This window comes from Synechococcus sp. Nb3U1, from assembly GCF_021533835.1.
GTDB lineage: Bacteria > Cyanobacteriota > Cyanobacteriia > Thermostichales > Thermostichaceae > Thermostichus.
In genome coordinates, this window is the sequence record NZ_JAKFYQ010000001.1 from 1,021,375 (window position 1) to 1,047,297 (window position 25,923).

The following is a 25,923-nucleotide window of genomic DNA, read 5'->3' on the forward strand; positions in this document are numbered from 1 at the left end:
TCATCCTGGTGAGTGGAGGGGGAGCGCATTGGAATGAGGGGACGTTAGCACTTGGGAGAGCACCTGCAACAGTTCTGCTTCCTGAACGGGTTTGGTCAAATAGGCATTGGCCCCGAGAGAGAGGGCGTAGTCGCGGTGTTTCTGGGCGGCGCGAGAGGTGATCATCACTACCGGGATCCGTTGCAGTTCCGGGTTTTGGCGACGGGCTTGTAAAAAGTCAAACCCGTTCATGCGAGGCATTTCGATATCGCAGAGGATCAGGTCAATCCTGGATTGCTGCTGACATTGATTCAAGGCTTCATAACCATCTCCCGCTTGCACCACCTGGTATTGGGCTTTTTGCAGAGTGAGGGCGAGGCTGAGCCGCTGGGTCATGGAGTCGTCAACGGCCAATACAATGCGCGGGGATCCCTGCTTGCCAAAGCCCTGAGTTGATGTTGAGGCTGGGGGCAGTTGTGGGGAGTCCGGCTGCGACAATAGAGGCGGGGGAGCTGCTTGAGGGGGTGCGGTGGATGGAGTAGAAGATTCCAGCCAAAGGTGCGGATCCATCACCAGACAGAGTTGCCCTTCTGATAGCAGGCTGTAGCCCAGTACATAGGGGGGTGGGGTGGGGTGGGGGCTGAGAGGCTTCACCACCAGATCTTGTTCCGCCACAATGTCATCCACCTCTAGGGCCACAATCGGCACTCGTTCGGCAAAGGATCCCGTCCCGCTAATGCGAACAGCAGCAGTGGATCTCAGCAGGATCAAGGGAGCTTTTCTGGTGGTCAGAGATCTCGTTGTGGGGCTGTGGATGCCATGCGATAGCGTTTCGGATAGGGAGCGGATCGGTAGCCAGCGGGTTGAATCTCCTTCGCTCCAGCGCAAGGCTCGTTGTTCTCCCACAAAGCCTTTGTAGTACTGCACCGGCGAGGGTTCTGTCCCATCTACCGGGTCGGGTGAGACAATCTGCACAATCGCATCGGTGAGCAGCGCATAGGGGATCCCGCCAGACTGGCAAACCAATAGCCGCTCTGTTGAAAGGGTGAGGGGCAAATATAGGCTAAAGGTGGTGCCCGCCCCCGGTTGAGAGTGAATGGCAATGGATCCCTGTAGGGTCTGAATTTGGCTGCGCACCACATCCAAGCCAACGCCGCGACCAGAAAGCTGGCTCACCTGAGCAGCCGTAGAGAACCCCGGCTCAAACAGCAGATCTTGGAGTTGCTCTGGGCTGGGCTGAGCTTCTGGGCTGAGCAGTCCCCGCTGGATCCCTTTTTGGCGGATCCGCTCCCAGTTTAGGCCCCTGCCATCGTCTCGCACCTCGATCACGGTGCGGTTGCCCTGACGGAAGGCGGCAATGGCGACCTGGCCGATGGCGGGTTTGCCCTGTTCCAGCCGTTCTGATTGCGGTTCGATGCCGTGGTCAAAGGCGTTGCGCACCAGGTGCAGCAGCGGATCGTAGAGTTTCTCCACCAGGGATTTGTCCATCAACAGGTCACTGCCCCTCAGGCTGAGCTGCACGGGCTTGTGATTGTACTCCGCACGACTCGGAGAGTTATGGGAGGCTTGCAGTTGTTCCAAAACCGGCGAAAACCGCTGCAACACTGTTCCTATGGGTACCATGCGCATTCGCAGCAATTCTTCTTGGGCCTGATCCAGGAGCCTTTTGCGCCGTTTCAATTCGAAGCCCGTGTGTTGCCCCTGCAAACCCCGTAGCCGATCTTCCATGTGGCCAAAACTTTCGCTGATGGCCTGCACCAACACATGCAGCTCGCTGTAGGCATCCAGTTCTAGTGAGTCAAAGGATTTGGGGTTTGGAGAGGAATTTGACTGAGTTGTTTTCCGGGATGGCGGCCTTGAGGGAGTCGGTTGTACCTGGGTCATAGCCCAGTCTTGCAGCTTTTCCAAGTGTTCCTGGGCTTTTTGCCAGAGGAATAGGGTTTCCTGTAGCTCTTTTTGGGTGTGCTGGTGGGTTTGGGTTTGCTGGTTGTGGTCGATGAGCAGCTCCCCGATAGCATGGTTCAACTGTTCTAGGTGCTGAAGATCAACTCGGATCTTGGGCATGGATTCACGGGATCCACTGCGGGGATTTGTGGGTCGCTGGGGGGCGGGTTTAGGAGCAGCAGGGGCGGTAGAAGTCATATCAGAAGTCATATTCAGCCCATCCAGCCCCGAACCGGGCTGCTCTTGCGAACTTTGAAGGGAGCTGGAACCAGCTTGTTCCAAAGCGTTGGCTTTCGGTTGTACCAGCAGGAGATCCCGTTGCAGTTCCGCCTCGATCTCTTGTAGAACAGCCTCGATCTGGGCCAAGGGGGGAAGCTCAGAAGGACTCTGTTCCGATGACCCTCCGGGGGAGCACGATAACGTGAACGGGGGGATAGGAAGGGGATCTGATTCGGGTGATGCTGCCGGGTGGGATCCCAGTGTTGGAATGGGTTCGGCCTCTTCAACAGGCTCTTGAACAGGCGGAGCGAAATCCACATCTACGTCTGGCCAAGCAGGCCCGGTAGGGATCCCGTCTGTGAACAGAGGTTCTGCTGCCATGGGATCCGGATCCTCAACCTGTTCTGGAACCGGGCTTTGTCCAGCCAGCTCCAGCAACAGCGGCGAGGGATCCCCGCCTCGCTCCCGGTCGCCCGCCAGCACCGCCAAACGCGCCTGTTGATAATCTTCCAGGGCCAGTTCTGCGATGATCAGAGTTTGTTCGGGGTGGGCTTGTAGGGCTGCCAGTGTAGCCGAGGCGATTGCCGCCAAACCGGGCAAATTATAGGACTCTGCCAGCCCAGCAAAAAACTCCGCTTGATTCCCAAAAGACTCTCGGATGTGCTGCGGATCCCCGGTGGACAAAACATAAGCCAGTTGGTTGAGATCCCCCAACACACTCTCTTTAAACAGAGATCCCACCACATCGAACCCCAGATCAGCGGAACTGGGCAAAACCTCGTCTTGTCCGTAGGCATCCCCCAGATGGTTCTGCAACTGGGCAAAAATGCCTGCCGCTCGGTTCAGGAGTTCCTCATCGTCGATGGGGGTACCCGCCAGTTCTGCCTGCAGAGCAAAGCGCAAAGAATCAAACCCATCCATCAACAGGGATCCCATCTCGGGAAGGCTCATCCGCTCCGGTTCGTAGAGAGCTTTGAACACATCCTCCAAATGGTGGGCCAGCATGCGCAGGGTATGCCGTTCCACGCTGGCTGCCGCCCCCTTTAGGGTATGGGCATTGCGCATCAGGCTGTGAACCCGCTCGATAGAGTGTTCCCGCAACAGCTCCAGCAGATCCTGCTCCATGATTTGGATCAGCTCTGGGGCTTCTAGCAAGAAATACTGGTAAACCTGTTGTTGGATATCAACAGACTCTGTGCCGCTAAGAGTATCGACAGACATGAGGTACTCCAGAACCGTGGATCTGTGGATCTAGTGGATCTTGGGTGGGGTTAGTATTCCAGTTGCGGATCCGAGAGCGTTTGCAGGGCGGACAGGGCTTGCTCTAAGTGCTGAATTTGCGCCTTAAGAGCCTCGATCTGGCTGAGGGCAGCCATTAGGGTGGGATCCCCCAATTCATTGAGGATGCGATCCAGGGTTTGGAGTTGCTCCCGCAGAGCGGCGCATTCTTGGCTCAGCAGTTGAATTTGGCTATCGGCATGCATGTGTACTGCCTCCATTTGCTGTTGAAGTTCTGCTTGGTGCTGCTCCCGCCACCCCAGACATTCCTGCTCAAACCGTTGTCGCTCCTGTTGCAGCAGATACCGCTGCCGCTCCAGATCCTGTTGCTCCTGTTGCAGTTTCGCTAGAGCCAAGTGGTGCTGTTCCTGCTGAGCTTGCAGGGATCCCCATTCCTGTTGCCAGTGGTGTTCTAGTAAAGCCCGTTCCTGCTCCAGACACCTCCGCATCAGCTCCTGCTGGGTTTGGGCTGCTTGGTGCTGCTGTTCGATGTCTTCCTCCAGGTGGGCGTAGCGATGGCGCAGCTCACTCTGCCAGGCTTGTTGTTGCTCCTGAAGAGCGTGCAGAAACTGTTGCAACTCCCGCAGCAGTATCCCCTGAAACTGTTGGCGTTTTTGCTCCAGCTCCAGCTTTAGAGTGCGGGCTTGCTCTTGTAGGGCGACGGTTTGCTGGTCGCGGTGTTGCTCCAGTTCCGCTTGCAAGTCCAGATAAGCCTGCTGACGGGCCTCTTCCCACTCCCGCTGCTGGGCCTGGAACTGGGCGGCTTGTTCGTCGAGGAACTGCTGGCGGGCCTGCCAGGATGCGTCCATCTCGCTGGCCCGTTGCGCCAGGGCAGCCTCTTGTTCTGCCAACCGTTGCTGCTGAGCCAGTTGCTCTGCTTCTCGTTCTGCTTGCAGAGTTTCTCGCCAGGTTTCCAGCTCTTGCCGGCGGGCTTCCAATTCTGCTTGTGCTGTACTCCGCCAGCATTCGATGTTTTGCCGTTGGGTTTCTAGCTCCGCCAGAACTTCATTGCGTAGGGTTTCGATCTCTTGCTCCCGTTGTTCGCGGAGCAGTGCACTTTCTTGTTGAATGCCCTCACGGGTCGCTTCGGCTTCCGCTTGCAGTTGCTCCCGTTGTTGAGCGATCTCAGTCTCGGCTTCTGCCCGCAGAGTCGCCAACTGGGAGAGGGTCGCTTGGCGCTGCTCCGCCAGTTCGCGTTCTGTGGCCGCCCGTCGGTTCTCCAGATCTGCCAGTACCGATTGCCGATGCTGTTCGAGATCTTGGATTTGGGCCAGGGCCTGCTGGGCAGCCTCCAGGTGTTCTTGCTGTTGTTGGATTTGAACCTCTAGAGCGGCGCGGGTTTCGGCCCATTCCGCCGCCGCTTGCTCCCATTGGGCGGTGCTTTCCTGAAGGGATCCCAGCTTGGCCTTTATGGACTCCGTCTCGCTAACGCGAACGGCGGCCAACTCCTCCCAAGACTGTTGCAGGCGAGCTTGTTCCTGCCGCAGTTGGGCTTGCTGGGCCTGAAGCTGCTGGTACTGTTGCTGTAGGGTGAGCATTTGCCCCAAGGTCTGCTGCAATTGGGCGGCTTCCTCCGGGAAGGCTTCTGGCGAAATCACCTGTAGGGCCTGCTGATAACAGGCGATGGCGATCTCCAGAATCACTAGGGGTTGAACGGGCGGATCCAGTTCTGGGTGGGGATCCCATTTTTGAACTAACTGACTGAACTTGAGCAACAGCTGGGTAATGGCGCGGCTAACCGCCAAGTTTTTGCTGCGGAACTTTTCGCTGGCCCATTGACGAATCTCCTCCGCGAGCTGGGGCAGATGGTTGGAGTGCTGGTGGAGCAGTTCATACAGCGGTTGGGGATCCCCGTTCACTTGGTAGGTACGCTCCAGTAGGGTTTGCAGCAGGCTTGTGGCGGCTGGGGTGATGGTGGTGGTCATTCGGATCCCTCCTTAGTCAACGCGGAAACGGCTGATGTGGGCTTCCAGTTCGCCGGAGGTGGCCAGCAAGTCCTGGAAGGAGTGGGCGATACGATCGGAGTCTTGGGCGGTTTGGCTGGCGATGACGGCCACCGCTTGCATGGCTTGGCTCAGGGTTTCTGACTGCTGGGTTTGGCTGGCGGTGGAGTGGCGGATCCCGCTCACCAGTTGGTTGATCTGCTGGGTAGCGGCGGCAATCTCGTTCAGGCTTTGGCGGGTTTCGTTAACCAGGTTTGTGCCTTCCACCACCTGGGAAATGCCGATTTCCATGGTCTCGATTACCTCCTGGGTTTCCGCCTGGATCTCCTGCACCAACCGCTCGATCTCGTTGGTGGCATTGGCGGATTGGTAGGCCAAGGAGCGCACTTCATCCGCCACCACCGCAAACCCGCGCCCATATTCCCCGGCCCGTGTGGCCTCAATGGCGGCATTCAAAGCCAGCAGGTTGGTTTGGGTGGCGAAGTTCTCGATCAGGCGCACCACTTTGGCGATCTTCTGGGAGGATTCCCCCAAGCGTTTAATTTTCTTGGCGGTCTCGGAAACGGTTTCCCGAATATCGAGGATCCCGTCCACGGTGCGCTCCATCACGGCATCCCCGGCTTCCACCCGCTGGTTGGCCACCTGTACGGCCTGTTCCACCTGCTGAGCGTCTCGGGCCACCTGCTCGATGGAGTTCACCATGGTGTCCAGTTGGCCCAGGGCTTGGTTCAGTTCCTGTACCTGCTGGGCTGCTTGACCTGCTAGGGCATCGACGGCCTCGCTACTATCGCTGGAGGTTTGAGCCACCTTGCCTGCCGCCACTTTCACCTGCCGCACCAGCTCCCGCAGGCTCTGGATGGTGGTGTTGTAGCCATCAGCAATGGTGCCAATTTCATCTTCCGTGAGGGGGGCGCGTACCGTCAGATCCCCTTGGAAAGACGGGGCCAGAGCCTGAAGTACTCGCAAAGCCCCTTGCTGTAGGTTTTCTTTGGCACCTCGCTCCCGCTCGGCAGCGACTGCTAACTCGGCGTTTTTCTGTTGCAGCTGCTCCAGAAACTCAATCTGCTGCAGGGCAATGCCAAACTGGTTGGCCACCTGCTGCACAAACTGGATCTCCTCCGGTTGCCAGACGCGGGGATCCCGGCATTGATGGACACAGAGCAGCCCCCAGACGCTTTCCCCCTTGAGCAGCGGCACCACCAGATGGGCGCGTACCTGAAACTGCTCCAGGATCTCCAGATAACAATCACTCAACCCCGCTTGGTGCACATTCTCCAGCGCTTGGTAGCGGCCCTGGGCGTAGAGAGGGACATATTGTTCTCCCAGGCAGTGGTCGTGCACACGGGATCCCTGGGCAGTGCCAAAACCGGGCAACACATCCTCGGCGGTGCAGATCGAGTCATTCATACTGGTGCTGAGATCCAGTTGGAAAATCGCCACCCGATCCGCCTGCAAAAATCGTCGTACCTCCCGCACCGTGGTGCGAGAAATACTGGGCAAATCCAGAGATTGCCGGATCCGATCCACCAGGGTGGCCAGGGTTCGTTCCCGCTCCACCAGCTTAGATAGGGAGTCATTTTTACCTTGCAGTTCCACCAGGGCATCCGCTTGGCGGGCGGCCACCCCCAGTTGCTTGCCGATTTGGTTCAACCAGTCGATCTCTTTGGGCTGCCATTGGCGGGGTTCGGAGTTTTGGTAGGCCCCTAGGATCCCCCACACCCGCTGCCCGGAAAATACCGGCACCAATACGTAGGCTCGGGCTTGAAATTGCTCCAACAGGCGCAGGTGACAGGGATCAAACCCCGTGGTGTAGATATCATCAATGGCCTGGTACTCGCCGCGGGCGTAGCGGCCCCCCTGGGTTTGTTCCAGGTTGCTATCTTTGACACTCTGGCCCACCAGGGGCACCCAGCCACCGGCCACGGATTCCGCCACAAAGTCGCCGCTCCAGTCGGGGTTGAACTTGTAGATCACCGCCCGATCACAGTTGAGCAGCTTGCGCACATCCTGGGTTACCACCCGGAAGATCTCATCCGGACTGAGGGGTTCTCGTACCCGTTCGATGATTGCCTCGATACGTTGCCGTTCTTCGTTTTGCCCCTGCAACTGGGCTTTGAACTCATGAATCTGGATCAGCAAGCCCAGGTCACGGCAAATCTGGGCGAGCAAGCTCATTTCTGGGGCTGACCACACATGGGATCCGATGCAATGCTGCACCACCAGTAATCCCCAGGATCCCTGTTCGGTGCTGATGGGCATGGCCACCAGCGAGCGCACCTGAAACCGCTCTTGCAGTTGTTGCTGGTAGGGGGTGAAATCCGCCTCATAAACGTTGGCGATGGCACAGCCTTTTTCCTGCTCGTAAAGGGGGGCCGAAGCTAAACCAAAGGCCAGAGCTGGCAACGCCTCCCCTAGAGCGGGGGTGAATCCTTCCCGTACCGATTCAGCGACAACGGATCCCTGGGTTTTGTCCGGGTTATAGTGATAGACCAAGACGCGATCCGCTCCCAAAGTCGCACGCACCTGTTGGGTGGCCTCTTCCAGAAGGGATCCACTTTGGCGCAGTTGTTGGGTAAGGGCCAACCCAGCTTCGGATCCCTCTGGGAAGGGCAGATGGCTGAGCAAATCGCTAACTTGGTGCAGCTTCTCCTTGATCCAGTGGGGATCCATGCGCTCCTGATCCCCATCCCGTTGGTCAAGCTGATCCCGTAGCTCAGCCAGTATCGCCGATATTTGGCTTCTGGATGAAGTCACTGTTCCATTGATTCGAGTCGGGGCTTGAAGAGTGATAACCATGGGTGTCCATCCAATTGATATTGATTACGAGGGTTGATGCAGAAAAAACTTGAGAGCCAATCTTTAGGCCAGCAGGGTTTGGGCAATCGCTTGGGCATCCAGGATCAACAGAGGCTGACCCGCTTCAGAAAGGTAATATCCCTGAAAAAGATGCTTCTGGGCTGGCTTCACCACCTCCAGAGATAAGGGCAAAATCCGCTCAGGAGGGAAAGCAAAAAGAGTTTGCACTGAATCCACCAGTAGCCCAAATATTAAGCTCTGCTTGCTCGATGGAGCCGAAACGGCCACATCCTGCCCTTCTGCCAACAGCACACTGGCGCGCCCCTGTTCATTTCTACGAAATGGGGATCCCCCCAACAAAAGGGGCAAATCCAAAAGCCAAATTGCTTCGCTACGCCAACTGATCAAGCCCAACAGCAACGGGGACATATCCGGTACCGGTAAGATTCGCTCTGGCGAAACAGGCAAGACTTCCCGTAGCTGCTGTAGGGGCATTAACAGCGATAAGTCCTCCACTTGGAACTGTAAATATCGCTCCGTTCGCTCCAGTTCCCGTTCCGGGACAAGCTGGGAGCCCCTCAGCTCTGTCAGCAGATCCAACATCGGGTTGCTCCTCAGCGAATCCAACGCTTGACGGTATCGATCAATTCAGTTGGGTTCAGGGGTTTAGTCAGGTAATCATCCGCTCCACCCATGCGGCCCCAGGTTTTATCCACATCCGTGCCTTTTGTGGAACAAATTACGATGGGAATATTTTGGGTAGCGGGATTGGCCTTGAGTTTGCGACACAACTCGAACCCACTTTGTCCGGGCAAAATCACATCCAGCAAGATCAAGTTGGGCTTTAGGTTTTGCAGTTTCTGCTCGGCTTCTTCCCCACTACCCACCAGGGATACACTGAACCCTGCTTTTTGTAAGCTGAGGCTGATCAACTCGGCATCGGTGCGGCTATCTTCGACAACAAAAACACTGTTCATGGGTTTCTCCAAAGGATATGCAAGTGTCATTCAGGTAAGGACAAAGGTGAGAACAAAACGGTGGACAACCCTCACACAGACTTTTTCAGAGGCAGATGTTTGTGCAAAATCGCCCCAATCCGCTCGGCATCCACAGGCTTGGCCAAGAAATCGGTGGCCCCCACCATGCCTGCTCGCACCCGATCCACCAGGCCATCGTTCCCGGTCAGGATCACAACAGGCAACTGTTTCAAAGCAGCCGCCCGTCGGATCTGCGCGCAGATCTCATAGCCATTGGCGATGGGCATGACCAAATCCAGAAACACCAGATCCGGCTTGGCTTTGAGCAGGGTGGGGATGGCCTGTAGGGGATCCTGCACTGACTGAAACCGGTAGCCCAATGGGGTGAGGATCCCTTCCAGGGTTTTGCAAATAATGGGACTATCGTCGATGCAGACCACCAACGGTTTGTTGGCATGGGGAGAAGGCGCAGGTATCGGGTTGGTTTTCAGAGGAGCGATCGCCACCGGCTCTTTCAGGATCTCGGTGGTCGGTTCGGCGGGGAGTGCCGGAGCAGGGCGAAACTCCGAGAAGCTCATGATCCCAACCGCAACATAACCGTTCAAGGTTTGGCAAAAGGGCAACAGTTCCTGCTGCATCTTCAGGGCCAAATGACGGAGGGTGCGTTGCCCATTGATCAACCGAGTGAGCACCTCAAAGTGGAGTGGCGCTTCTTGTTTGAGCAAATCGGGGCGACAAATGCTCGGGATTAAGTTGGGAGAAACGGCGGCCAGGCCAGCAGCTTTCCATCGGTGCCATTGCTCACGGGCTTTGCTGAGGGCTAGTTCTGAGCGGATCAAGGTGAGAGGGGATTGCACCCCATCTTTGTGATTCAGTTGGTAAGAAACCCGATCCTCACCTTCAATAAGAGTCTGTACATGGGACTCCACATCCTGTAGCAGATCGAACAACACTTCGTTCAAGCCTGCTTCGATCAGCTCGACCAATTGGCTGCGGCTTAGTTGTTGCCGTTGCAGTAATCCCGATAGAATCGCGTACTCGCGAATCGGAGCTTGAGCAGGCACCAGGCTTTGAATCTCAATTTCATCCACCCCAGGACAATACTGGGAGAGCAGTCGCCGCCAGCGGTGGTAAGTATTGTGTCCGCCCGTTTGCCAAACGAAACGCCCCAAGCAGAGATAGAAACTCCAACGCAGCTCCCCAATGCCAAAAATATCCAGCCGGCCACTGAAGCGCTCATCGCTCAATTGTTGCAACAGGGATCCTAGGGGGGCTTCGCCACAACGAATGAGATCTATCGGCTCTGAGTTGGGAGTGCGGGGGAAAAGAGGGCTAGCATTCATGACTTTTTCCCTACTTGTCTTAGTTTGATTGAGAGTTGTGAAAGGAATGGGGTTTTATTCAAAAGCAAGCAGCTGCTACAGGCACCGTCGGTAACCAAGACTGCACCTGTTCTGGAGTGAGCGGGAAAGATAGGTGATACCCTTGGCCCATCGGGCAGCCAATGTTCTGGAGATGCTCTAATTGCTCAGGGGTTTCAATACCCTCAGCTACAACCGCCAGATCCAACTGCTGAGCCAACAGCAAAATCAACTGCAAGGTGTCCCACCGTTCTTTGGCCACAAAACTTTGGTCAATTTTGAGGAAATTCAGAGGCAAATTATCCAGGCAACTGAGGGAGGAGTAGCCAGTACCAAAGTCATCCAGGCCGATTTGGATCCCGAGTCTTTGCAGATGTAGGAGCTGCTGGCTGGCCTTGTCATAGTTTTGAACAGCAGAACTTTCGGTCAGTTCTAGGCTCAGGTGGCGAGCCGGGAACCCCGTTTCCAGCAAAACTCTGCTAATTTGTGCTCTCAGATCGGGCTGATCCAGTTGTCGGGCAGAAAGGTTGACACTCAGTTGCAGAGGTCGACCCAGTTGTTTCTGCCACTGCACCATCTGTTGGCAGGCGGTTTTGAGCACCCAGATCCCCATCTCGTGGATCAAGTCACTACACTCCGCCACCGGAATGAATTCACTCGGAGGGATCCACCCCCGTTCCGGATGTTGCCAGCGCAGCAGAGCCTCACATCCAACTAGTTCCCCCGAATCCAGGCGGAAAAAGGGTTGGTACTGCAGAAGCAGTTGTCCACGGCCCAGCGCCAGCTTAATCTCGCTGTCTAAGCTTTGGGAGAGCACCGCTTGGCAAGAAATCCCTTCAGGAACACTCGGCCCCCGCAATAAAGACAGCAGATGCAGAGCATTCTGGATCCCGGCCTCCAGCAGCTGCCGCCCTTTCGGGGAGTGCAAGTTCAATCGACCCTGGTGAATCAGCCGCAAGGTTCCCCAAAGAGTAGCCAGGTGAGACTGCACCTCGTCCGTTGTCGCTTCAGACAACTTTGGCAATTCTGCGGAGGGCTCTAGGGGAGGCTGCAACATAAGGTGTTCGTTTTTGCGTATGTTTACGTACAATTCGAGACTAAGCTCTCATGAGGGAAAAGACCGGGAAATGAATGGGGAAAGCGAGAGATTACGCATTTTTGCGGATCCTTATACGCCATAGATCTGGGATCTACAGATGCCCGAATGGACTCCTGTCAGGGATCCGCAGCTTGTCTATTTCTGAGGCCAAGCTCTAATCCTTACACGCTGATTTACGTGTTTTTACGGTATTGTATAATTTTTTCAATCCACTCGATCCCTCGATTCCGAGGTCTGCCCTGGCATATGAAAATCGTCTTGGTTGAGGATGACCAAGTTCTGGCCCAGCTTATTTCCGATCGCCTGCGCAAAGAGCACTATGTGGTGGAGATGGCCACCAATGGCCTGGAAGGGTTGAAATTGACTCGCGTTACGGCAGCCGACCTTTGGATTATCGATATTGAGCTGCCCAAGCTAAATGGTTTTCAACTGTGTCAGCGCCTCAGGCAACAAGGGATCCAAGCGCCAGTTTTACTGCTCACGGCACGGCGAGGGGAGACAGATCTGCTGACGGGGTTTAACCTCGGGGCGGATGATTACCTGGTTAAGCCTTTTCAGATATCGGAATTGCTGGTGCGGGTGCGGGCTTTGCTCCGCAGACCTCGGCAACTGCAAAACACTTTGTTGTCCTGGGGGGTGTTGGAACTCAGTACAGAAACTGCCACGGTCACCTATGGGGGGAAACCTGTATCCTTACGCCCCAAAGAATACAAGTTGCTGGAGATTCTGATGCGGCATGGGCGCCAAATACTTAGCTATGAGCAACTGTTTGACCAGCTCTGGACTTTGGAAGAAACCCCCAACAAAGAATCCCTAAAAGCTCATATCAAAGGGCTTAGAAAAGCTCTGAAACAAATTGATGCTCCCCTGGATATCATCGAGGCGATTCGTGGCTTAGGGGTTCGCCTGAACCCCACTTACGAAACAGCAGAACCTAAGAACTCAGAGTCTTCCTCGATCCTGTCGCAATTACAAGAAGCCTGGCCCAGCTTCAAGCCCAAAATGATGGAGCGTATTCAACTGATCGAAACCGCCCTCGGCCACTTGGAAAAAGGTCAACTCTCCCCCGATCGGCGGGAACAAGCTCGCACTGCCGCCCATACGCTAGCGGGATCCCTGGGCACCTTCGGTTTTGCTGGAGGGACTCAATTGGCCCAAGAACTGGAAGATGGATTGTCTTTTTCTAGTGAATCTTTACAACGGCTACAGGAGAAGATCCTGCAACTGAGAAAGGAACTAGAACAGGATCCCTTTGCTAATCCGTCCCCAAGAGATCTTTCTCTACTGCTGATCGGTTCAAACCCAGAAACTCTGGCTATTCTCAAAAGTTTTTCCAGCCAATCAGGGATCCGGTTGGAACAAGTTGCTTGTCCCCGCGATGCCAAGTTGCTGATGGGATCCGTAAATGTTTTACTATTGGACTTGGATCACCCTAAAGCTGAGGAGCAAGGGATCCAATTAGCCAAACGGTTTGGGATCCCTTACATTCTCGTTTTGCAGGAAGATCAACTGGCTGCACGAATTGAAGCTCGACGAAAAGGTGCATCCGGGTGTGTGATCAGCCCTTGCCCGCCGGAGTTACTTCTACAAACAGTGCGGCGCGCTGCCCAGAAGGTTAACCCGCTATGGATGAACGTGCTGGCGGTAGATGATGATCCCCATTTTCTGGAAATCCTTAAAGTGATGCTTGGGAACTTTTCCCAGCTCACGTTTTTACAGGATCCCCGGGAATTTTGGCCCGTTCTTCAGTCCATCATGCCGGATGTGCTGCTGTTGGATGTCAAAATGCCCCATTTTTCCGGTATTGATTTATGCCATGCGGTGCGTACCGATTCCCGCTTCGACCGGATCCCGATTGTGATGATCACGGGTCACCCTGATGAACTGAGTGCAGCAGGGGCTTTGGCGATTGGGGCCAATGATTATTTGAGTAAACCTATCCATAGCCAGGAATTGCACCTCTGTTTGGCTCGCCATCGGTTTGGTTCTGCTTCAGCAGTTGCATCGATGGGATCTTAAAGGGATCTCACGGGGACTGAGTAACCTATCAGTTCAATTCAGTACCTTTTCCACAAACTCTGTTCTAATCCAAGAATTCAGATCAATACCGACAAGGTTTTCACTACCCGGGATCCCTTGCAGCGTCGAAAGGTGTTCTTTGAGCCAGTCGGAGCGGATGGTAATGTCTTGAAAGAAGAGGCCAGGGTGAGGGTTCTCCGGACAACCCCTAAGGTCATTAAAAGCTGTCTCCTGAGGCATAACATGGGCCACCACATGGGGGATGGCGGCTGGCGAGAATTATGTCCTCTCGGGCGAGGATGATCTGACTGGCGAGCTGATTGAGGATCCCTTGATAGCAGCCCAGTTGTGGGTGGGTGGTGAGGAGCTAACCCTTAACTTTGCTTCAATCAAAAATATGCTGACTAAACTTCAGGAGTTGCGAGCAGAAGGTAAAGCAGCCCGTGTGATCTTTGTTCATGATCGCAACAATGGCTGGAAACTATTTGCGGAAAATTCTTTCTTTGTACAAAATGGCGAAGAAATTTCCGCCTTCCTGCTGGAGAAAGACGCTCAGGCTTTTGCCAATGAAGTGGGATCTTCTGTGATGGGCTTCCGCGCCTTGCAACAATCTCAGCAGGCAATGGCTTTGCCCCAATAGATTCGAATCCCCAATTGTCCTTGACCTATTTTGGAGTATCTGATGACAATACCACAGTCCAAGTCTCCCCTACTCCAATTGTATAAAGGGGTTGCTTACCGCATAGACTATCTGATTAAGCAAAAGCAATCCATTTATCTTCATCCTCCAGAAAAAGTCATGTCTCTATGGGAGAATAGGCAATTTCGGCGTGTCTTGTCCTTGATTCTCTTTTTCGGGATCTGGCAAATTCTGTCTACGATCAACTTTAATTTCTTTATCAATTTTCGCTTCATTCCTTCACCCGTACAGGTTTTTCAAGCCACTATTAACTTTCTATCTCGTAATCCCTGGCTACATTTTAAGGCCAGCATTAGTCGGGTATTAATTGGTTATCTTGTTGCCGTCGGCCTGGGATGTAGTTTAGGGATCCTGATTGGCTGGTTTCAGAAGATAGAGGATCTGATCTTCATTCCCTTGGAGCTTCTTCGTCCTATCCCTGCTGTATCCTGGATACCGCTGGCAATTTTGATGTTTCCCAATGCTGAGACTGGCATGATTTATATCACATTCGTGGGAGCTTTTTTCCCCATTTTGATTAGTAAAATTCGCGGGGTGGAGGATACAGATCCCTTACTGTTACGAGTTGGACAATCCCTAGGTGCTAAGCAACACCATGTTTTTACAGATATTGTCATTCCAGGAGCTTTGCCTAGCATTGCCAGCGGTTTGGTGATTGGTATGGGAAACTCTTGGTTCTGCTTAGTCACAGCTGAAATCTTGGCGGGTCGTTATGGAGTGGGCTACATTACTTGGGAGTCTTATATAACCTCCCACTATCCACCAATTGTCATGGGGATGTTGATGATTGGCTTCATGGGGGCATTTAGTGCTTGGGGTGTGGATCAACTAACTCGATTGCTAATGCCTTGGAGAGTTCAACGAGCGAAATAATAAAAATCACTTTTTCGATCTGATTTGATGTTGTCCTAGTTCGGGTCAAGATTAGAATCTCTGTTGAGGTCAATTGCCATGACTAACTTACTCTCCACACATACATCTGCAATCACAAAAGGATATGTGGAGGTTGAGAACTTGAGTATGACATTTTCTCGACGGGGAGAGATCATTCATGTTTTTGATACCATTAATTTCAAGCTGGATCCAGGAGAGTTTGTTTGTCTGTTAGGACCATCCGGTTGTGGAAAATCAACCGTTCTGAATGTAATTGCTGGTTTTCTTAAGCCTACCAGTGGTTATGTTTTTATCAATAAGCGTCATGTGGATGGGCCTGGTGAGGATCGAGGGTTTGTCTTTCAGCAATATTCGCTTTTGCCCTGGAAAACCACTTTCCAAAACGTTGAGTTTGGTCTCAAAATCAAAGGTGTCTCCAAAAAAGAACGCACAGATTTAGTCAATGACTTTTTAAATCGGGTTGGCCTCTACAAGTACCGAAATGCTTTTCCGCATCAACTTTCTGGGGGAATGCAGCAGCGGGCTAGTATTATCCGTGCTCTGGTGAATTCTCCTTCTGTTTTGTTGATGGACGAGCCCTTTGCTGCTCTTGATGCTCAAACTCGTCACATGATGCAAGAGTTGCTGTTGGATATCTGGCAGGAGTTCCAGCCTACCATCATTTTCGTGACACATGATATTGATGAAGCAGTGTTTTTGAGCGATCGGATTTTTGTGATGGGTACTAACCCAGGGCGTATCAAAGCTAAGGTTCCGATTTCGTTGCCTCGGCCACGATATATTGATGTTAAGCTAACAGGAGAGTTTTTGTCTCTGAATCGTCAGATCTTTGACCTAATTCGAGAAGAAACACTTAAGAATATGATTCATTCATAGCAATCCCGATAATTTCTCCCTACAGCCCTTTCACGGGTTTCCTGTGACGATGCCTGTACTTGCGTCCCCTGCAAGGCCTCCGGCCCGCTGGCGCGATGAGCAACTGATTGGCAAGATTTGCTATGCTACATGACTAGAGAAAGGGCTGTATCTACGGTTGAAGAGTTTAATCTTGCCCAGTTGAAAGAGGCGACCCAAGTTTTCTGAACTCACGTTTACTCCACCCACACCTGCGGGGTAAAGCTGCCGTGCAATCCATAGGGGATGTGATGCCGCAACGGGATCCGCGCAATGGGGCCAGCAGCTAGGTCTTGCGCTTCTAGGATCACCACCTGAGAGCGCTGGCTGGCAGCGTCAAAAATTACCGTGACTATCCACCCTTCGTCTTCTGCATGGCTATCGGGATCCGGGATGAACACCGGCTCACCGACAAATCCACGCGGAGCAAAGCTGTACTGCTGAGTGCGGCCTGTTTCAGTATCCAACTTCAGAATGGCTTGTAGAGGCGCATTGGGACCAGGGACATGGGTGGTGCCGATGTAGAGGTAGCGATGGGATCCCCCCATACAATTCGGATGAATGGCCGGAAATTCCACCGAACGATCCAACAGCAGTTCGCGGCTAACCGTGCCCGCTTTAGGATCCAGATAAAACCGCCACAACTTGCCCGCCGGGATCTGGGTGAAATCAATTTGCAGATAATCGGCATTGGGCTCTAGGGCAGGGTATTCCTCATAAAGAATGGCATCTACGATCACTTGCTCTCCGGCTTCATAGCCGTTGACAAAGTGGAAGACAAACCCCGGTTCTGTTTCCAGTTGGATCGGAGTGCCGCTGTTGGGAAAAAGCCAGATGCGAGTGGGATCCCCTACTTTCAGGGTGAGACAGGTCCCCGCAGATTGCCAGCCCAGCACAAAAGGTAAGGGATTAAAGGCTACCGGATTTTGAAAAAAGATGCGGTAATGGGGAGTCCAAACAAAATCGTGCAGGAAAGCAAAGCCAGGGATCTGATATTCCCGCTTTTCGGTTAGCTGTCCCTTCGGATCCAGACGATAAAACAACAGCGTCGAGTTCAGGGCAGCGCGTACCCCAAAGGCGATCAGATCTCCAGTGGCCGGATCCCGTCGTGGGTGAGCGGTAAAAGGCTGATGGGCAGCAATGCCTCCGGCAAACGTTTCGATCCCTTCGGTCGCCAAGGTCTTTGGGTTGAGGCGATAGGGAGCACTGGCTTCCCAGAGGGCCAAGAGTTTCTCCCCTTGGTAGATCACATTGGTATTGGCCGGATTCTTGAACTTTAGATCAAGAAAATTGGCCCACCAGCCGCCGGGCTTTTGAGTTCCAAACACCCCTCGATAAAGCACCCGTCCGGCTTTTTCCTCCGCCTCAAACTCGCGGGTGCGCACAAACCGGTTGCGAAAATGGACTTTCCCATCCACAAAGGTGATGGCGCAGATCATGCCATCTCCATCGAACGGATGGCCGTAACGCTGGGATCCCGCTTCCAACTTGCCCGGCCCATTCCGAAAAAGGGTACCCCTCAACCGGGCAGGGATCCGCCCCTCCAGTTCCGAAATCCAGTAGTCATACTCTTGGGACAAAGAGCGGTAGCCCAGCTGCCAGTCGGCGGTGCTGTAGGTGGAGGTAGCGGCACTGACCATAGAAGATCTCAACGGCAAGCAACGCCTCCCATTTTCGCTTAAAGTTTTGTAAAGTAGCCAGCATCTCCGGGTGGGGATCAGCCCTTTCCCGAGGATCCACGGGATTGAGCCACCCTAACTGGACTATGGTAGAAAATGCCCCAAACGGGCGGGATCCCTTGACAGGATAAACAGCACCCATGTTTGATGCCCTCTCCGAGAAATTGGAATTGGCCTGGAAAAAGCTGCGCGGCCAGGACAAAATCACCGAAACCAACATTCAAGAAGCCCTACGGGAAGTGCGGCGGGCCCTGTTGGATGCGGATGTCAACCTGCAGGTGGTGAAGCGATTTATCGACGAAGTCCGGGAGGCGGCCCTGGGATCTGAGGTGATCATGGGAGTGAACCCGGATCAGCAGTTCATCAAGATCGTCCACGACCAATTGGTCAAGGTGATGGGAGAAGCCAACGTGCCCATTGCCCAGGCGGAGCAGCCCCCCACCATCATCCTCATGGCCGGTTTGCAGGGATCCGGGAAAACCACCACCTGCGCCAAGCTGGCCCTATATCTGCGCAAGCAGGGCAAGCAACCCCTGATGGTGGCGGGAGATATCTATCGTCCGGCGGCCATCGACCAACTGAAAACCCTAGGGCAACAAATTCAGATCCCTGTCTTTGATCTGGGCAAAACGGATCCCGTCGAGATTGCCCGCCAAGGCGTAGAAGCGGCCCGGCAGCAGGGCTGTGACTATGTAATCCTAGATACCGCCGGGCGCTTACAAATTGACCTGGAGATGATGGCGGAGCTGGAGCGGGTCAAGGCCACCGTACAACCCCACGAAATTTTGCTGGTGGTGGATGCCATGATCGGCCAGGAAGCAGCCAATCTCACCCAAGCCTTTCATGACCGGCTGGGCATTACCGGGGCCATCCTCACCAAGTTGGATGGGGATACCCGCGGTGGAGCAGCCCTCTCGATTCGGCAGGTGTCCGGGCAACCGATTAAGTTCATTGGGGTGGGAGAAAAAGTCGAGGCACTGGATCCCTTCTACCCGGATCGCATGGCTTCGCGCATCTTAGGCATGGGGGATATCCTCAGCCTGGTGGAAAAAGCCCAAGAAGAAATTGACCTGGGGGATGCCGCCAGCATGGCGGAAAAGATGATGACCGCCCAGTTCGATTTCACCGATTTCCTCAAGCAAATGCGCATGATCAAACGCATGGGATCCCTGGGGGGGCTACTGAAATTGATGCCGGGGATGGGCAAAATCAGCGATGACCAGCTGCAAAAAGGGCAAGACCAACTGGCCCGTTCCGAAGCGATGATCAACTCCATGACCCCAGAAGAGCGCAAAAATCCCGATCTCTTGGCCCGCAGTGTTAGCCGCAAACGTCGCGTGGCCAATGGATCCGGCCACAAATTGGAGGATGTCAGCCGTTTGGTCAGCGATTTTCAACGGATGCGCGACATGATGCGCAACATGGGCATGGGTGGCGGGTTTCCCGGCATAGGCGGTTTGCCTGGCATGGGCGGTGGACGTAACCCTCTCCCCAGTGGTGGTCCCAGTTGGCGCGGGCGCTCAGCCGCTCCTCCTCGGCAGCAACCCAGCCGTAAATCGGGCAAAGGCGGCGGTAAAAAGGGCGGTGGCAACCGCGGTTTTGGAGGCAAGTGAGAACGGTTAGGAACCCAATGCCTCTCCACATTGTTTTGGTTGCACCAGAGATCCCTGCCAATACCGGCAATATCGCCCGTACCTGTGCAGCCACCGATACATCTTTACATTTGGTGGATCCCCTGGGTTTTCGCCTCTCGGATCGCTACCTAAAACGGGCCGGACTGGACTATTGGGAGCACGTCCAATTGCAACGTTACCCCTCCTGGCAGGTCTTTACCCAGACTCACCCTGAGGCACGTCTGTGGTGTTTTAGCGTACGCGGCAAGGAGCCTTATACAGAAGTGGCCTATCAGCCCGACGATTGGCTGGTGTTTGGCAGCGAGAGCAAAGGCTTAGATCCAGTGTTTTTGGAGCACTACCCCAGCGTGCGGATCCCCTTGAGTGGGCCAGTGCGCAGCCTAAACTTGAGTAATGCCGTAGCGATTGCCCTGTTTGAGGCGCTGCGTCAACTGGGATCCCAGGTTTAATCTCTCCTGCAACCGATGCACCTATCACTATGGCATCATCTTCACAACAAGATTCAGGTTTGTGCGCTGATTGGATAGGATGACCATGGAGCCACTCGGAGAAAGCTTGTATCCTAGAGGTTAAGCGGCCCCGGCAGAAATCAGTGGGTCAAGCTCGAGCTATCCTTGTTGGTTGCTTATGTTGATTTGGATCCCATGAGTGCGCTTCTCTCCCCAGCAACCGATTTGCTGGACGAGTTGCGAGAGCTTTTCCCTTTTGCGCTGGATGACTTTCAGATCCAGGCCATGCAAATCCTGGCAGCAGGAGAATCGGTGGTGGTGTGCGCCCCAACGGGATCCGGCAAAACTTTAATTGGGGAATATGCCATCTATCGGGCTCTCGCCCAAGGCAAGCGAGTTTTCTACACAACGCCCCTCAAGGCCCTTTCCAACCAAAAATTTCGAGATTTTGGCCAGCAGTTTGGCTCAGAACGGGTTGGTTTGCTCACTGGTGATATCTCCATCAACCGAGAAGCCCCTGTTTTGGTGATGACCACCGAAATCTTCCGTAATATGCTCTACGGCACGCCGGTATCCTTGGCGGTTTATGCCTGCGGCACGCTGACGCGAATGGCCGATGAAGATGTGGCGGAAGCGATGACAGGGGATCCCTTGCAGGATGTGCAGGCGGTGATCCTGGATGAATGCCACTACATGAACGACCAGCAGCGGGGCACCGTTTGGGAAGAATCGATCATCTATTGTCCCCCCACCATCCAGCTCATTGCCCTCTCTGCCACCATTGCCAACAGCGACCAACTGACAGATTGGATGAACCATGTACATGGCCCCACCCATTTGATTGACTCTGACCATCGCCCCGTTCCTCTGCAGTTTCACTTTGCCAATCACAAAGGGCTTTTCCCCTTGCTGGAGCAAACCGAGTCGGGCCAATGGATCCGCAATCGCCGCTTGCGGAGCAAACGGCCTATCCCCCACGAGCGTTCCCGATCTGGGGTGCCGGATATGACGCAGGTGTTGGAAAACTTACGTCAGCGGGATATGTTGCCAGCTATCTATTTCATTTTCAGTCGCAAAGGCTGCGATGCAGCGGTGGCCAGTGTTGGTGCTTTGGATTTGATCGCTACCCCGGCAGAACGGCAGCGGCTGGCTCAGCAGATCGACCAATTTTGTCGGGAAACCCCAGAAGCGGTTCGTCAAGATCACCTCAATGCCCTCTATCGCGGCATCGCCGCCCACCATGCCGGCATGTTGCCTGCTTGGAAGGGGTTGGTGGAGCATCTGTTTCAGCAGGGGTTGGTGAAGATTGTCTTTGCCACAGAAACCTTGGCTGCCGGGATCAATATGCCTGCCCGCACCACAGTCATCTCCTCCCTCTCCAAACGCACCGATACAGGCCATCGGCTTCTAACCGCTTCTGAGTTTATGCAAATGTCGGGGCGGGCCGGACGACGAGGGAAGGATGTGCTCGGGCATGTGGTAACGGTGCAATCTCCCTTTGAAGGGGCGCAAGAAGCGGCGCGGCTAGCCACCGCTGGGGCGGATCCCTTGGTGAGCCAATTTACCCCCACCTATGGCATGGTGCTGAACCTGCTACAGAAGCACTCCCTGGAGGCGGCTCGGGATCTGATCAACCGCAGCTTTGGCCAGTATTTGCTCTCGTTGCAAAAGTTGCCCGAACAACACGAACTCCAGCACACCCGTGCCGAGCTAGAGGAGCTGGATCGCACCCTGGGGGATATTTCCAGTGAAGATGTCACCCGCTACGAGAAGATGCAGGCTCAACGGCGGGAAGAACGGCGTGTTCTGCGGTATCTGGTGAAACAACGGGAAGCAGAGCCGGATCCCACCCTGCGATTGCTGGCTTTGCCCCATATTCAGGCACAAGAAGAGAAAATCCGTGCCCTGGAAACCCAAATTCGATCCAATCCGGCTCACAAAGTCGGTAAAAAACTATTAGGCCTGCAAGAAAAACGACAACGGCTGCTGAAACGCCTCGAACACCTAGAACGACAAAGCGATTCGGTTCAGGAGCTGCGCTGGCAGCAATTCATGGCTTTGGTGCAGGTGTTGCAGGATTTTGATTGTTTGGAAAACCAAGGGGATCCCCAACCCCAACCCACTGCAAGTGGAGAAGTGGTGGCGGCTTTGCGGGGGGATAATGAGCTGTGGCTGGCGTTGGCTTTGTTGTCTGGGGAATGCCAGGGTTGTGAGCCTCATCATTTGGCGGGGGTAGTGGCGGCTCTGGTCACAGAATCCCCCCGTTCGGGCACCTACAGTCGGCTGCACACTTCTGGGCTGGTAGAGGATGTGTTGCACGGGTTACGGGGCTTGCGACGGCAACTGTTTCGCAGCCAACGGCAGCATCAGGTGTTCCATATGCCGATTTGGTTTGAGCCGAGTTTGGCAGGGATCGTCGAACATTGGGCCCAAGGGATCCCTTGGGAAACCCTGGAAGCCAACACCAACCTAGATGCCGGAGACCTGGTTCGCTTGATTCGCCGCACCTTGGATTTACTCTCCCAGATTCCCCACGTACCCCATCTGCCGCAGGAGCTCCGGGAGAATGCTCGCCAAGCTCAAAAAATGTTGGATCGCTTCCCGATTAGCGAATTGATCTGATTGATCTGAGTTGATCTGAATCTCCACACTTGAGCAAACCCGAAACAAAGATTTACAGCCAGTCTATTGAAACTAATTCTCAAATAAGCGTACCCTAGCGTAGGTCAGCTTATTGAGTGTACTTCTCATTTAGCCTCTGTCGAAGCTAAGGTTTACCGCCTCTGTTTCATCCAGCGGCTGTCTTTTGTCGCCTCTCTGTCCAGCTTTTCACTCTAAAGGGTGAGAAAGGTCAGCTTTGGTCAAGCGATTGGGATCCCTCAAAACTGACATTAGATACTATTAGGAGTTGTCACCATGCAAACCTACGACAACCCGCAGGTCACCTATGAGTGGTACGCGGGCAACGCTCGTTTCGCCCATTTATCGGGTCTGTTCATCGCTGCCCATGTGGCTCAAGCTGCCCTGACCACTCTTTGGGCGGGGGCTTTTACCCTGTTTGAGATCTCGCGCTTCAATCCCGAGCTACCGATGGGGGAACAGGGGTTGATTTTGCTGCCCCATCTGGCCACGTTGGGATTTGGAGTGGGTGAAGGGGGGCAGATCCTCGATACCTACCCCTATTTTGTCATCGGAGTGCTGCACCTGATTTCCAGCGCCGTTTTGGGGGCGGGTGCACTCTTTCACACCATCAAGGGGCCAGAAAACCTCAAAGATGCCGAGGGAAGAGCCAAACGGTTTCACTTTGAGTGGAATGACCCGGCCCAGTTGGGCATGATTCTCGGGCATCATCTGCTGTTTCTGGGGGCAGGTGCTTTGCTATTGGTGGGTAAAGCCATGTACTGGGGTGGATTGTACGACTCAACTCAGCAGGTGGTTCGCACCGTCACCCAACCGACATTGGATCCTTGGGTGATCTATGGCTATCAAACCCACTTTGCCAGCATCACCAGTTTGGAAGACTTGGTGGGGGGGCATCTCTTTGTCGGGATCCTCTTGTTGGCAGGCGGGATCTGGCATATCCTCACGCCACCGTTACCCTGGGCCAAGCGGGTGTTGATCTTTTCTGGGGAAGCGATTTTGTCCTATTCCTTGGGGGGAATTGCCCTGGCGGGATTCGTGGCTGCTTACTTTTGCGCAGTCAATACCCTGGCCTATCCGCCGGAATTTTATGGTCCTCCTCTCACGGTGAAATTGGGCATTGCACCTTATTTTGCTGACACGATCAAGCTGCCTCTAGGTGCTCATACCGCCCGTGCTTGGTTGGCCAATGCTCACTTTTTCTTGGCCTTCTTTTTCTTGCAGGGGCATTTGTGGCATGCGTTGCGAGCCATGGGCTTCGATTTCAAACGGGTGGAGCGCGCTTTGAGTGTACCAGAGTCAGCCTCCTCTTGAGGGCTAGTCCTTAGAGATCGGGACGTTCTTGAGGATGGGGATAAAGCGGCTGTGGGCCAGTAGGATCCCTATCCTCTGTTTTGACCGCATTCGAGGTATGGGTATGAGTTTGAGCTTGATTGAACCGAAGCCAGCAGGGGTGTTGTGGTTAAGTGTGTCACCCAGTCTGAAGCTTTTTGATCAGCCGTTGTTGCAGTACTTGCGAACTTCTTGCCCTATTGCGCACTGGGAGTATCACCAGAGCCAGGATGAGCCCAGTGGTCTGGAGACGGCTCTAGTCTTACTGTGCGAGCACCTGCACACTTTGCCACAACCGGTGCATGTCATCGGTCATGGCCTGAGTGGGGTACTGGCCTTACTCTTGGCGGCACTGCACCCGGAAAGGGTACGCTCTTTAACAGTGCTAGCGGTGGCTGGACAGCCCATGGCCACTTGGCATGCTCATTTCTATGTGCAGCGGCAATTGTTGCCCTGTAGCCGGGAACAGTTGCTCATTCGCACCGCAAAAATCCTTCTGGCTGAACAAGGGTGGGAACGGGTACGACCTCTGGCCATGGCTTTGGCCAAGGAGCTGGATACTTCTCCCGTGCCTCATTCTGTATTTCGGGTAGTTGGGATCCCTGTTCCCCTGGTCAGGGTGCCCATGCTGGTGTGTGGCAGCCAAGATGATCCGATTGTGGATCCAGTTGGGTTAGCGCAGTGGCAGGATCACCTCAAGCAGGAGGATCACCTATGGAGCTGTCCGGCGGGTCGACATTTTTTCCACTATTTCTTCCCCCACAGAGTGGCATCGCGAATACTAGAGTTTTGGCGTGGGCTGGGAGAAATCCCCTTGGCCCATTCGATGAATCCTTTGGCCTCTGAGGGCTGATACGATGTCTCTTCCACCTCCCCTGAGCATGATGATTGCCTGGCTGTTGCTGCTGCTGCCTCTATGGACCGTTGGCAGAGCGATTGCCGCCATTCTGCATCAAGCCCAACAAATGCACCGCATCCCCTGCCACAACTGCAGGTTTTACAGCGGGGATCCCTACTTGAAATGTACAGTACACCCTCGTCACGCCCTAACAGAATCTGCGATCAATTGCCCTGACTTCAAGGGGTAGGATCCGTTAGCCGGGCGGAAAAGCCTTTTTCTGGACATCGAGGGCAAAGGCTTGTACCGCTTCTAGGATGACCTGCCGTAGGTTGGTATAGGCTTTGGCAAAGGGTGGGATCCGCTCGCTTAGCCCCAACAAATCGTGGGTGACCAGGATCTGCCCATCACAGTCTGGCCCAGCGCCAATCCCCAAGGTGGGGATCCCCACCTGTTCCGAGATTTGGGCAGCCAATTGCGTGGGCATGTGTTCCAAAACCAGGGCAAATGCCCCTGCCTGCTCTAGGTTCAGGGCTTCCTGCCGCAAACGCTCCGCTTCTGGAGAGGTTTTGCCCTGCTGACGATAGCCCCCCAGTTGATGTTTGGCCTGTGGGGTGAGGCCAATATGCCCCAAGACCGGGATGCCGCGCTGAACCAAAAAGGCCACCGTTTCCACCATGTCGGGGTAGCCCCCTTCCAACTTGACTCCATTTACGCCTGCCTCTTTCATCAACCGTCCTGCTGAGAGGAGGGCCTGTTCTTTGTGGACTTGGTAAGTCATGAAGGGCAAATCCGCCACCAAGAAAGCTCTCTGTGCCCCGCGGCGCACCGCCTGTGCATGATGCAGCATCTCTTCGAGGGTGAGGGGTAAGGTACTGGTATACCCCAAACTGGTCATGGCTAGGCTATCGCCCACCAAAATCAAATCGATCCCTGCTTGATCCAAAATTTGCGCGATGGCATAGTCGGCAGCCGTCAGAGCAACCAAAGGTTGGCCATCCTGCTTGGCTCGACGAAAGTGGTGAATGGAAAGGGCAGCCATACTTTCATGATCTCATCAACTGGATCCTGCTGGGGGTGACTGTGGCCAGACGGGAGACTCCCTTTACCATTAAGATCGTAAGATCGGGTAGGCTGAGTTTCACCCTGGAAGGGTGGCAGAGTGGTTGATTGTGGCGCTCTCGAAAAGCGTTGTGGCTGCAAGGTCACCGTGGGTTCGAATCCCACCCCTTCCGTTTCCTAGGAACC

19 protein-coding genes, 1 tRNA gene and 1 pseudogene are annotated in these 25,923 nt (G+C 54.4%); 11 read left to right on the forward strand and 10 right to left on the reverse strand.

What is annotated here, in order from left to right; genetic code table 11:
* The 7 genes and pseudogenes from L1047_RS04665 to L1047_RS04695 all read right to left on the reverse strand — a co-directional run bounded on the left by L1047_RS04665 (position 1) and on the right by L1047_RS04695 (position 11,554).
* Positions 1-3,363 (reverse strand): hybrid sensor histidine kinase/response regulator, encoded by a 3,363-nt coding sequence (locus L1047_RS04665; protein WP_235277677.1) that lies wholly within the window; start codon positions 3,361-3,363, stop codon positions 1-3.
* A 50-nt stretch (positions 3,364-3,413) separates the two neighbouring features.
* The gene (locus L1047_RS04670; RefSeq protein WP_235277678.1) at positions 3,414-5,345 is read right to left on the reverse strand and encodes a hypothetical protein; all 1,932 of its coding nucleotides are present in this window, start codon (positions 5,343-5,345) and stop codon (positions 3,414-3,416) included.
* Positions 5,346-5,357: 12 nt separating this feature from the next.
* Positions 5,358-7,898: pseudogene (locus L1047_RS04675) on the reverse strand (GAF domain-containing protein); the annotation flags it as partial.
* A gap of 324 nt (positions 7,899-8,222) precedes the next feature.
* On the reverse strand, positions 8,223-8,762 hold the full coding sequence (locus tag L1047_RS04680) for a chemotaxis protein CheW (protein WP_235277680.1): 540 nt from the start codon (positions 8,760-8,762) through the stop codon (positions 8,223-8,225).
* Positions 8,763-8,773: 11 nt separating this feature from the next.
* A complete protein-coding gene (locus L1047_RS04685) occupies positions 8,774-9,136 on the reverse strand; it encodes a response regulator transcription factor (protein WP_235277681.1) in 363 nt (120 codons plus the stop codon).
* A gap of 71 nt (positions 9,137-9,207) precedes the next feature.
* Complete coding sequence (locus L1047_RS04690) at positions 9,208-10,479, reverse strand: response regulator (RefSeq protein ID WP_235277682.1); 1,272 nt, start codon at positions 10,477-10,479, stop codon at positions 9,208-9,210.
* Positions 10,480-10,537: 58 nt separating this feature from the next.
* Positions 10,538-11,554, reverse strand: coding sequence for a putative bifunctional diguanylate cyclase/phosphodiesterase (locus L1047_RS04695; protein WP_235277684.1), 1,017 nt, complete (start codon positions 11,552-11,554; stop codon positions 10,538-10,540).
* 288 nt (positions 11,555-11,842) lie between these two features.
* On the opposite strand from L1047_RS04695, the gene L1047_RS04700 reads away from it, so the two are divergent.
* Positions 11,843-13,615 (forward strand): response regulator, encoded by a 1,773-nt coding sequence (locus tag L1047_RS04700; RefSeq protein ID WP_235277686.1) that lies wholly within the window; start codon positions 11,843-11,845, stop codon positions 13,613-13,615.
* 33 nt (positions 13,616-13,648) lie between these two features.
* Here the strand turns inward: L1047_RS04700 and L1047_RS04705 are convergent, their stop codons facing one another.
* Positions 13,649-13,855: a hypothetical protein gene (locus L1047_RS04705; protein WP_235277688.1), complete on the reverse strand. Its 207-nt coding sequence runs from the start codon at positions 13,853-13,855 to the stop codon at positions 13,649-13,651.
* Positions 13,856-13,877: 22 nt separating this feature from the next.
* On the opposite strand from L1047_RS04705, the gene L1047_RS04710 reads away from it, so the two are divergent.
* The 3 genes from L1047_RS04710 (at position 13,878) to L1047_RS04720 (ending at position 16,085) form a co-directional block, all read left to right on the forward strand.
* The gene (locus L1047_RS04710; protein WP_235277690.1) at positions 13,878-14,255 is read left to right on the forward strand and encodes a hypothetical protein; all 378 of its coding nucleotides are present in this window, start codon (positions 13,878-13,880) and stop codon (positions 14,253-14,255) included.
* Between the two features lie 42 nt (positions 14,256-14,297).
* The gene (locus tag L1047_RS04715) at positions 14,298-15,188 is read left to right on the forward strand and encodes an ABC transporter permease (protein WP_235277692.1); all 891 of its coding nucleotides are present in this window, start codon (positions 14,298-14,300) and stop codon (positions 15,186-15,188) included.
* Between the two features lie 78 nt (positions 15,189-15,266).
* On the forward strand, positions 15,267-16,085 hold the full coding sequence (locus L1047_RS04720; RefSeq protein ID WP_235277693.1) for an ABC transporter ATP-binding protein: 819 nt from the start codon (positions 15,267-15,269) through the stop codon (positions 16,083-16,085).
* A 215-nt stretch (positions 16,086-16,300) separates the two neighbouring features.
* Here the strand turns inward: L1047_RS04720 and L1047_RS04725 are convergent, their stop codons facing one another.
* Complete coding sequence (locus tag L1047_RS04725) at positions 16,301-17,743, reverse strand: carotenoid oxygenase family protein (RefSeq protein ID WP_235277694.1); 1,443 nt, start codon at positions 17,741-17,743, stop codon at positions 16,301-16,303.
* Between the two features lie 179 nt (positions 17,744-17,922).
* On the opposite strand from L1047_RS04725, the gene ffh reads away from it, so the two are divergent.
* The 6 genes from ffh to L1047_RS04755 all read left to right on the forward strand — a co-directional run bounded on the left by ffh (position 17,923) and on the right by L1047_RS04755 (position 24,925).
* Positions 17,923-19,395 carry a signal recognition particle protein gene (gene ffh / locus L1047_RS04730; RefSeq protein ID WP_235277695.1) on the forward strand — a complete coding sequence of 491 codons (1,473 nt, stop codon included), beginning with the start codon at positions 17,923-17,925 and terminating at the stop codon, positions 19,393-19,395.
* Positions 19,396-19,412: 17 nt separating this feature from the next.
* Entirely contained in the window at positions 19,413-19,865 is a 453-nt protein-coding gene (locus L1047_RS04735; protein WP_235277696.1) for a tRNA (cytidine(34)-2'-O)-methyltransferase, read from the forward strand.
* A gap of 195 nt (positions 19,866-20,060) precedes the next feature.
* Positions 20,061-22,487: a DEAD/DEAH box helicase gene (locus tag L1047_RS04740; RefSeq protein ID WP_235277697.1), complete on the forward strand. Its 2,427-nt coding sequence runs from the start codon at positions 20,061-20,063 to the stop codon at positions 22,485-22,487.
* Between the two features lie 294 nt (positions 22,488-22,781).
* Positions 22,782-23,819 carry a chlorophyll a/b binding light-harvesting protein gene (locus L1047_RS04745; protein WP_235277698.1) on the forward strand — a complete coding sequence of 346 codons (1,038 nt, stop codon included), beginning with the start codon at positions 22,782-22,784 and terminating at the stop codon, positions 23,817-23,819.
* Positions 23,820-23,853: 34 nt separating this feature from the next.
* Positions 23,854-24,690 carry an alpha/beta fold hydrolase gene (locus L1047_RS04750; RefSeq protein ID WP_268836138.1) on the forward strand — a complete coding sequence of 279 codons (837 nt, stop codon included), beginning with the start codon at positions 23,854-23,856 and terminating at the stop codon, positions 24,688-24,690.
* A 4-nt stretch (positions 24,691-24,694) separates the two neighbouring features.
* Positions 24,695-24,925, forward strand: a complete 231-nt coding sequence (locus L1047_RS04755) for a hypothetical protein (protein WP_235277700.1) — start codon at positions 24,695-24,697, stop codon at positions 24,923-24,925.
* A gap of 6 nt (positions 24,926-24,931) precedes the next feature.
* On the opposite strand, the gene panB is transcribed toward L1047_RS04755, so the two are convergent.
* Positions 24,932-25,717 carry a 3-methyl-2-oxobutanoate hydroxymethyltransferase gene (panB, locus tag L1047_RS04760; protein WP_235277701.1) on the reverse strand — a complete coding sequence of 262 codons (786 nt, stop codon included), beginning with the start codon at positions 25,715-25,717 and terminating at the stop codon, positions 24,932-24,934.
* Positions 25,718-25,823: 106 nt separating this feature from the next.
* Between panB and L1047_RS04765 the strand changes: the two genes are divergently transcribed.
* Positions 25,824-25,910, forward strand: a tRNA-Ser gene (locus tag L1047_RS04765).
* Positions 25,911-25,923 lie beyond the last annotated feature (13 nt).

Coding starts and splice junctions, on each gene's coding strand:
- L1047_RS04665 (WP_235277677.1), bottom strand. CDS start 3,363: ATGTCTGTCGATACTCTTAGCGGCACAGAGTCTGTTGATATCCAACAA.
- L1047_RS04670 (WP_235277678.1), bottom strand. CDS start 5,345: ATGACCACCACCATCACCCCAGCCGCCACAAGCCTGCTGCAAACCCTA.
- L1047_RS04680 (WP_235277680.1), bottom strand. CDS start 8,762: ATGTTGGATCTGCTGACAGAGCTGAGGGGCTCCCAGCTTGTCCCGGAA.
- L1047_RS04685 (WP_235277681.1), bottom strand. CDS start 9,136: ATGAACAGTGTTTTTGTTGTCGAAGATAGCCGCACCGATGCCGAGTTG.
- L1047_RS04690 (WP_235277682.1), bottom strand. CDS start 10,479: ATGAATGCTAGCCCTCTTTTCCCCCGCACTCCCAACTCAGAGCCGATA.
- L1047_RS04695 (WP_235277684.1), bottom strand. CDS start 11,554: ATGTTGCAGCCTCCCCTAGAGCCCTCCGCAGAATTGCCAAAGTTGTCT.
- L1047_RS04700 (WP_235277686.1), top strand. CDS start 11,843: ATGAAAATCGTCTTGGTTGAGGATGACCAAGTTCTGGCCCAGCTTATT.
- L1047_RS04705 (WP_235277688.1), bottom strand. CDS start 13,855: ATGCCTCAGGAGACAGCTTTTAATGACCTTAGGGGTTGTCCGGAGAAC.
- L1047_RS04710 (WP_235277690.1), top strand. CDS start 13,878: ATGGCGGCTGGCGAGAATTATGTCCTCTCGGGCGAGGATGATCTGACT.
- L1047_RS04715 (WP_235277692.1), top strand. CDS start 14,298: ATGACAATACCACAGTCCAAGTCTCCCCTACTCCAATTGTATAAAGGG.
- L1047_RS04720 (WP_235277693.1), top strand. CDS start 15,267: ATGACTAACTTACTCTCCACACATACATCTGCAATCACAAAAGGATAT.
- L1047_RS04725 (WP_235277694.1), bottom strand. CDS start 17,743: ATGGTCAGTGCCGCTACCTCCACCTACAGCACCGCCGACTGGCAGCTG.
- ffh (WP_235277695.1), top strand. CDS start 17,923: ATGTTTGATGCCCTCTCCGAGAAATTGGAATTGGCCTGGAAAAAGCTG.
- L1047_RS04735 (WP_235277696.1), top strand. CDS start 19,413: ATGCCTCTCCACATTGTTTTGGTTGCACCAGAGATCCCTGCCAATACC.
- L1047_RS04740 (WP_235277697.1), top strand. CDS start 20,061: ATGAGTGCGCTTCTCTCCCCAGCAACCGATTTGCTGGACGAGTTGCGA.
- L1047_RS04745 (WP_235277698.1), top strand. CDS start 22,782: ATGCAAACCTACGACAACCCGCAGGTCACCTATGAGTGGTACGCGGGC.
- L1047_RS04750 (WP_268836138.1), top strand. CDS start 23,854: ATGGGGATAAAGCGGCTGTGGGCCAGTAGGATCCCTATCCTCTGTTTT.
- L1047_RS04755 (WP_235277700.1), top strand. CDS start 24,695: ATGTCTCTTCCACCTCCCCTGAGCATGATGATTGCCTGGCTGTTGCTG.
- panB (WP_235277701.1), bottom strand. CDS start 25,717: ATGGCTGCCCTTTCCATTCACCACTTTCGTCGAGCCAAGCAGGATGGC.